Genomic DNA, 8,013 nt, shown 5'->3' on the forward strand with positions numbered 1-8,013 from the left:
GCGCTGGGGACGGCGGCTCTTGTGGGGCCTGCTCGGCTTGCTGGGGCTCATCGTCCTGCTGGTGGCGGGCGTGCTCGTGTACGCCACCAGTCCCGGCGGCTCCGCCCGCATCGCCCGCTTCGGCGTGGACCTGGCGAACAAGCAGTTCGCCGGCCGGCTGGAGCTGGGCGGGTTCGACCTGGACCTCAACGGCGCGGTCCTCACCGGCATCAAGCTCTACACGCCGGAAGGCGACCTGGCGGCGGAGATTACCCGCGTGGAGGCGCGGCTGAACCTGTCGCCGCTGTTGGGCCAGCAGGTGGACCTGACGAAGGTCCGCATCGAGACGCCCCGCCTGTACCTGGTGCAGGACGAGCGCGGCCTCAACCTGATGCGCGCGCTGGAGCCCCGGGAGCCCAAGCCCGAGGAGCCTCCCACGCAGAGCCAGAGCGCCCTGCGCATCCACCTGAAGGACTTCGAGCTCAGCCACGGCTACGTGGACTTCCAGCAGGAGCTGCCGGACGGCGGCGAGCGCCAGGTGCGCCTGGAGGAGCTCGGCGCGAAGGGAGAAGGCCACTACGCGCTGGCGGACATGGACTTCGCCGCGGACCTGCAGGCCACGGGCGGCCTCACCCGTCCGCTCAAGGGGCCCGTGCGACTGGTGCTCAAGGGCCAGGGCAAGGACGTGGCGCGCCAGGTGGACGCGCGGCTGGGGCTGGCGGGCATCGAGGCGGACCTGGGCGCGAAGCAGACCGGCGAGACGGCCGCGGCCGTGGAGCTGCGCCGCCTGGCCGTGCCGCCCGAGCCGGTGAGGGCCTTCGTGCCCGCGTACCCGCTGGTGGTGCCCATTGAAGCGAAGGGCACCGCGTCCATGGACGGCGACCTCGCGAAGGCCCGGCTGGGCGCGTCCGCGGGCAAGGCCACGCTGGACCTCACGGGCGACGTGAACCTCAAGACGTTCCGCACGTCGGAAACCACCGTGAAGGCGCGCGGGGTCAACCTGGCGGAGCTGATGGAGAACGGCATCCCCACCAACATCGCCGCGGACCTCGTCGCGCACGGCGGTGGCGACAGCGTGGAGACGCTGGACGGCGACGTGGCCCTCACCGTGACGCCGTCCGAGTTCCGGGGCCAGTCGGTGGGCCCCATCGAGCTGAAGGCCAGCGCCAAGGACGGCCGCTACAACGTGGGCAACCTGCGCGTGATGATGCCCGGCGCGGCGTTCGTCGCGTCCGGCGAAGGCACCGCGAAGGCGCTGGAGGCGCGCGGCAGCCTGTCCGCGGGCAACCTGAAGCTCCTGTCGCAGGCGTTGGACAAGCTGCTGCCCGGCGGCACCGTGCCGCCCATGTCCGGCAGCGGTTCGCTGGAGCTGCTGGTGCGGGGGCCGCCGCGCTCGCCAGGGGTGAAGGCGGACGGCAACTTCGTGGCGCTGAACTACGGCGACATCGCCATCCAGGACCTGTCGCTGAAGGCGAACGTGCCGGACGTCACCCGTCCGCTCACCACCGACGCCACCGTGCTGGTGAGCGAGCTGAAGACCGCGGGCAAGACGTTCCGCGACCTGTCCCTGGCGCTCACCACGGACCAGAACCGCGAGCTGAAGGCCAGCGTGCGCGTGGACGGCGACGCGAAGCTCGCGCTGGGCGTGGAGGGCACGGTGGACGAGGACAACGAGGGGCTGGCCATGCGCGCCTTCTCGCTGTCCTGGCCGGAGGCCACCTGGACGCTCCAGCAGCCCACGCACCTGGCGTTCGGTGGCGGGCGCATCGCGCTGGCGCCGCCGCTGGCGCTCGCGTCGGGGCCGCAGACCTTGAAGGTGGCCGCGGTGAAGGACGGCGAGCGCGTGGACGCGCGCATCGACCTGGGCGCCTTCGACCTGTCGAAGCTGCCGCGCATCGCGGTGCCGGAGGACCTGGGCCTGGGCGGCACGCTGTCCGGCCATGTCGCGGCGAAGGGGCGGATGGCGCGGCCGGACGCGGACGTGGACCTCACGCTGTCGGACGGCAAGGCGCGTGGCTACGAGGGCCTGGGGCTCCAGGTGAAGGCGCAGTACGTGAAGGACCGCGCCACCGGCACCCTGGGCGCGGAGCTGAACGCGGCGCGCGTGTCCTCGAAGTTCGACGTGCCCGTGCAGGGCGTGCTGCGCCGGCGCAACGAGCCCCTGTCCCTGACGGTGAACCTGGAGAAGCTGGACGTCGCGGAGGTGCTGAAGCTGGCGAACCAGCCGCCCGGGCCCACCGGTCAAATCACGGGCACGCTGGTGGTGGACGGCTCGGCGAAGGACCCTCGGCTGGACCTGAAGGTGGTGGGCGCGGAGCTGCGCTACCCCGGCCGGCCGGAGGCCCTCTTCGCGCAGGCGCTGGGCTTCGAGCTGCACGCGAACTCCGACGCGAACGACGCCACGCTGGGCGCCCGGCTGGACGTGCAGGGCGTGGCGCCGCGGGCCTGGGTCCTGGTGAAGACGCCCTTCACGCTGGGCGGCGTCATCGCGAAGCCGCCCACGCCCGCGCAGGCGCTGGAGGCGCCGCTGCACCTGGAGGCGCTGGTGGCGGAGCTGCCCCTGAAGCTGCTCCAGGGCGCGGAGGGCGTGGACAAGCCGGACGGCACGGTGACGCTGAAGGCGGACGTGAGCGGCTCCGCGCTCGCGCCGCGGGGCCGCGTGGAGATGCAGGCGAAGGGCGTCACCGCCAACGGCCTGCCGCCCCTCAACGGCACCGCGCTGGCGCTGGCGGGCAATGAGGACGTGAAGCTGACGCTGGACGTGCAGCGCCCCAACGGGCCGCTGGCCACGCTGGAGGCGCGCGTGCTGGCGCCGCTGGCCGCGCTCCAGGACCGCGAGGTGGTGGGCCGCGTGCCCTTCCGGATGAAGGCGCGTGTGGGGCCCGTGCCCCTGAGTGAGATTCCCGGCATGGCGGTGAAGCCCGCGCAGGGCAACCGCGGGCCGCAGGGCGTGCTGTCCATGGAGCTGGTGGCGCGCGGCACGCCGGAGGCCCCGGAGCTGGAGCTGAACGCGGGCATGCAGCACCTGGGCGTCGCGCAGACGGCGCTGGGCCAGGCGCGGCTGCACTACTCCTACACCCAGGCGAAGTCCCTCTTCGACGCGATGCTCACCGCGCCCGGCGGCGGGTCGCTGCTGCTGGGCGGCACCATGGACCTGGACCTGTCGCTGCCCGCGTTCCAGTCCGCGCAGGGGCCCGCCAAGAAGGCGGAGCGGGCGCCGGTGGAGGTGTCGCTGCGCGCGCGCCGCTTCGACCCGACGTTCCTCTCCGGCATCTCCCCGTACGTGCGCTCGCTGGGCGGCATCATGCAGGCGGACGCGAACCTGGGTGGCACCGTGGGCGCGCCCACCTTCAAGGGTGACCTGCAGTGGAAGGACGGCCGGCTGGGGCTGATGGGCTTCGGCGAGTACCACGACATCCAGCTCGCGCTGAACGCGTCGCAGGAGCGGATCGACCTCAAGAAGCTCACCGCGAAGTCCGGCAACGGCACGCTGGAGCTGACGGCCACCGCGAACCGCCAGGGCAAGAGCGGCGAGTTCGTCCTGCAAGGCAAGGGCAACACCAAGAACCTGCCCATCGTGGTGGAGGACCAGCTGATGGCCCTCTTGACGCTGAACCTGTCCATGAAGGGCAGCCTCACCGAACGGCTGGTGAACATCAGCGAGCTGTCCATCCCGGAGGCGCACGTCGAGCTGCCGGAGGCCAAGCGCAAGGATTTGCAGCCCCTGGAGCGCCCCGTGGACGTGGTGATGGTCCGCAACGGCGTGCCGGTGGACAAGCGCAAGAAGAAGGAGAAGGCGCCCACGCAGGTGGCCACGTCGCAGAAGGCGCAGAACCCGCGCAACGCGCCGGACTCGCCCGGCATGCCCGGCAACCCGGAGTCCACGCTGGGCAGCGGCGGCGCGGGCGGCCCCACGTCACAGGCGGAGGCCGAGGCGCTGGCGGAGGAAGGCGAGGAGGAGGAAGGGCCGCCGCAGCGCCAGTTCTGGGTGAACATCAACGCGCCCCGCAACCTGTGGGTGCGCGGCACGGACCTCAACGTCCAGCTGGGCCTGTCCGAGGGCTTCCGCGTCGAGTACGCCAACGAGGCGCGCATGTTCGGCGAGGTGAAGGTGCTGCTGGGGCGCGTGGACGTGCTGGGCCGCCGCTTCGACGTGCAGCGCGACAGCCAGGTGCGCTTCACCGGCCCCGTGCTGATGCCGTACATCAACGTCACCGCCGAGCACCGCAACGAGAACGCGAGCGTCACCGTCTTCGTCACCGTGCGCGGCCAGGGCAAGGAGGTGACGCTGAAGACGACGAGCGAGCCGGCCCTGCCGGAGTCGGAGATCTACACGCTGCTCGCCACCGGCCGGCGCACGCTGGAGCGCGGCTCCGGCGCGTCCATGAACGCGGGCGCGCAGGCCGCCTCCGTGGTGGGCTCGTTCGTCGCCAACGAGGCGCGCAAGGCCATCGCCTCGAAGCTGCCCCTGGACGTGCTCTCCATCGAAGCGGGTGACAGCGGCATCGCCGGCACCAAGCTGGAGGTGGGCACGTACGTGACGGATAAAATCTACGTGGGCTACACCGGCCGCGTGGGCGCCAACCTCCAGCGGGGGGAGAACGCCAACGCCGTGCGCTTCCAGTACCTCTTCAGCCCGCGCTGGAGCCTGGAGGGCATGTACGGCGACGCGCGCTCCGGCGGCCTGGACCTCATCTGGACCAAGGAATACTGACCGCCCGGACGTGACGCGCGCCTTCGTCCGGGCGGCGGTGTGACGACCTACAGCGAGTACGCCGCGTAGCACGTGCCCATGGGCCCCACGCCCGTGGTGCCCGCGCCCGGCGCGTCCCGCCACACGCCCTCCGCGCCGCACTGCTGCCAGAGGGTGCTGCTCACCTGCACGCAGGTGCGCACGGGCACGCCGCGGCCCAGGCGCGTGGAGACGCAGTAGGGGAAGGACACGTTGCAGTTGGACGGCTTCGTGGTGGTGCCGCCAATGAAGACGCCCTGCGAGCACTGGCGCCACAGCGCGTCCGACGAGCTCTGCACGCACGAGCCCTCCGGCACCGTGGCGTCCACCGTGCCGGAGTAGCAGCCCTCCGAGGTGGTGAGCGTCCACGCGTACGCCGTCTTGTAGCGGTTGTAGATGGACGCCATCAGCGACGAGCCGCCCACCGTGGCGCGGCCACACTGGATGGCGTACGCGCCCACCCAGGGCGTGTATGTGTAGAGCGCCGCGGTGGCGTGGTTCACCGGCTTCACCGAGCACGGGTCCGACGTGGACTTCGTCACGCCCGTCTTCCAGCCGGAGATGGTGGCGCGCCCCGCCTCCAGGTCGGTGAGGTAGCCGCGCATCTTCTTCGCCGCGCACTCCACCTGCTTGCCGAAGCCCACGTATTGCGCGTCACAGCCGCTGCCGTCCGGACAGCCACAGCCCGTGGCCTTGCTCAGGTTGGTGGACGTGCCGCTCTGGATGAGGCTGGACTCGCCCTGGATGCGCGCCAGCATGTAGAGCGGGCTGATGTTGCTCGCGCGCGAGCGCTCCACGATGAGCGTCGCCGCCGTCTTGCCGTAGGCCGGGTCCGTGTAGCCCGCCAGGTACGAGCCCTGCTGCTGGAGGAACGCCTGCACCTGCGCCGGCGTGATGCCTGTCCCACCCGTGACGTCCGAGTCCTCCAACAGGCGGTGCATGTCGTACTTCGTCGTCGCCTCCTGGAGCACCTGCCCGGTCAACTCATCGATGACCGGCTCGGGGGTTTCATCCAGGGGACCGCAGCCGGCCGCCAGCAGCGCCGGCACCAGCAGCACACACAAACGGAGCTTCATCACGCACACCTCTTGGGGGGGAAAGCCGGCTGTGGACCGGCGGGGCGAGCATGACTCAAGACTTTCCCGGAACGTGAGAATAACCCTCCAACAGCATGGGAGGAGGGCGGAGTAGAGTTCTGGACATCATGCGGACCCCTGCCCTGTTTCGTCGGAAGTGTTGGCCGTTCCTCGCCGCGAGCCTGCTGGCCGTGGCGGGCTGTTCGGATTCGAGTGGCCCCGGTGAAGAGCCCGGGCCGGGCACGGATGGGCCCGGGGTGACGCCGGGCGACGGCTCGGAGTGCCTGGGCGCGAAGTTCCTCACCTCGCTGGGCAAGAGCACGGTGCTGGTGGGCGCGCAGATGGAGGAGGAGACGTCGGGGAAGGCGCCCTTCGACGTGCGCTACCTCTACGTCGCGGCGGGCCTGTTCGATTCGAAGGACGCATGCCAGTCGTGCACGTCCGGGTGCACGTCCGACGGCAAGTCATGCGTCGGCGGCAGCTGCAATTGGTGGGGCTGCTGGCAGTACGACCAGGACCCGCCCGGTGCCTACGTGCGCGACTTCATCAAGGCCACCCAGGCGAAGGGCCAGCTCCCCTTCATCACCTACTACGAGGCGTTCCAGGCCAGCGGCTACACGGAGGGCGAGGAGCAGCTGAAGGCGCTCAACGACTCGGCGTTCCTGGGTCGCTACCTCGCGGACTGGCGCTTCCTCTTGAAGCAGGTGGGCCAGGAGAAGGCGCTGCTCCAGATTGAGCCGGACATGTGGGCCTACCTCCAGTTCTTCCCCAAGGACGGCAAGGCGCAGTCCACGCCGGTGGCGGTGAAGGCGGCGAACCCCACGGACTGCGGCAGCCAGGAGAACAACGCCGCGGGCCTGGGCAGGTGCATGATTTCCATGGTGCGCAAGTACGCGCCCAACGCGAAGGTGGGCCTGCACGCGAGCGCGTGGGCGACGAAGACGGACGTGTCCGGCAACACGGACCCGTCGTTCGACGTGGCGGGCGAGGCGAACAAGGTCGCGGACTTCCTCCTGTCCGTGGGCGCGAGCGACACGGACTTCGTCACGGTGGAGGCGTCCGACCGCGACGCGGGCTGGTACCAGCAGACGACGGGCAACGCGGTCTGGTGGGATCCGGAGAACCGCAAGCTGCCGCACTTCCACCAGGCGTTCACCTGGGCGAAGGCGGTGTCCACGCGGCTGAACAAGCCGCACATCTGGTGGCAGCTGCCGGTGGGCAACATGTCCCTGCCCAACATCAAGGAGCAGTGGCGCGACAACCGCGTGGACTACTTCCTCACGCACCCGGGCGAAGTGGCCGCCGCGGGCGGCGTGGGCATGCTCTTCGGCGCGGGCAACTACGAGCAGACCACGCCGGAGTCGGACGGCGGCAACCTGCTGAAGCGCGTGAAGGCGTACAAGGACGCGGGTGGCCAGGCCGCGTGCGTGAAGAACTGAGCCGCTGAAGCAATGCCGTGCGCCCGGCCTTCGCGCCGGGCGCCCCCGGACCGCCGTCGCCCTGCCGGGCTTCGATGGCGTCCAGATTCTCCCAGGGTCATCGCACACGCGGGATTCCGACAGCACTAGCTCAAACGAGTGACTGTCACTCCCTGCGTCCCTTCTCCAACTTGCGGCCCGTGAAGGGTGGCGGTCTCACCTGCGGGGGGGAAGCGATGACCAGCGCTGAATACCTGTCCGATGTGGAGTCCCTCGACGCCATGGACCCGTGGGAGGGCGCGGATGCCCTCCAGGAGCTGGAGGACCTGGCGGACGAATTCAGCGACCTGGAGGGCTTCGAGGCGGAGGGCTTCGAGGCGGACCCCTTCGAGCCCTCGGGCTTCGAGTCCTCGGGCTTCGAGTCCTCGGGCTTCGAGGACGACGGCTTCGAGGAGCTGTTCGCCGAGGCCGAGGCGGAGGACGCCTTCCTGGAGGAGGACGGCTTCGAGGGGTTCGAGGCGAGCCCGGCCAGCGGTCTGTTCGTGCCGGCCACCAGCAACCGCCTCGTGTCGGGGCCCGCCGCGGTGACGCTCGCGCGGACGCTCAACCCCTTCGTGCTGGAGTCCATGGACGCGGATGACGCCGAGGCCTTCTTCCGGCGCATCACCCGGCGGGTGAGGAGCGCCGCGCGCGGCATCGCCCGGGGCGTGCGTCAGGTGGGCCGGCTGGGGGGCGCGGTGCTGCGCCGCGCGGGACCGCTGCTCGCACGCGCGCTGCCGGTGGTCCAGCGCGTGGCGGGGCTCGCGGG

At 71.0% G+C, this 8,013-nt stretch carries 3 protein-coding genes and 1 pseudogene; 3 read left to right on the plus strand and 1 reads right to left on the minus strand.

Annotated features, from left to right (window positions below; genetic code table 11):
- A partial coding sequence (locus tag D7W82_RS36910; RefSeq protein WP_233588160.1) for a translocation/assembly module TamB occupies positions 1-4,693 on the plus strand: 4,693 nt, incomplete at its 5' end.
- Between the two features lie 47 nt (positions 4,694-4,740).
- Here the strand turns inward: D7W82_RS36910 and D7W82_RS36915 are convergent.
- Complete coding sequence (locus tag D7W82_RS36915; RefSeq protein ID WP_120622779.1) at positions 4,741-5,787, minus strand: hypothetical protein; 1,047 nt, start codon at positions 5,785-5,787, stop codon at positions 4,741-4,743.
- Positions 5,788-5,915: 128 nt separating this feature from the next.
- Here D7W82_RS36915 and D7W82_RS36920 point away from each other — a divergent pair, with 128 nt between their 5' ends.
- Together D7W82_RS36920 and D7W82_RS36925 are read left to right on the plus strand one after the other, a co-directional pair.
- The gene (locus tag D7W82_RS36920; protein ID WP_233588161.1) at positions 5,916-7,226 is read left to right on the plus strand and encodes a hypothetical protein; all 1,311 of its coding nucleotides are present in this window, start codon (positions 5,916-5,918) and stop codon (positions 7,224-7,226) included.
- Between the two features lie 215 nt (positions 7,227-7,441).
- Positions 7,442-8,013: pseudogene (locus D7W82_RS36925) on the plus strand (hypothetical protein); the annotation flags it as partial.

The sequence above is a fragment of the Corallococcus sp. CA049B genome, assembly GCF_003611685.1.
Taxonomy (GTDB): Bacteria; Myxococcota; Myxococcia; order Myxococcales; family Myxococcaceae; genus Corallococcus; species Corallococcus coralloides.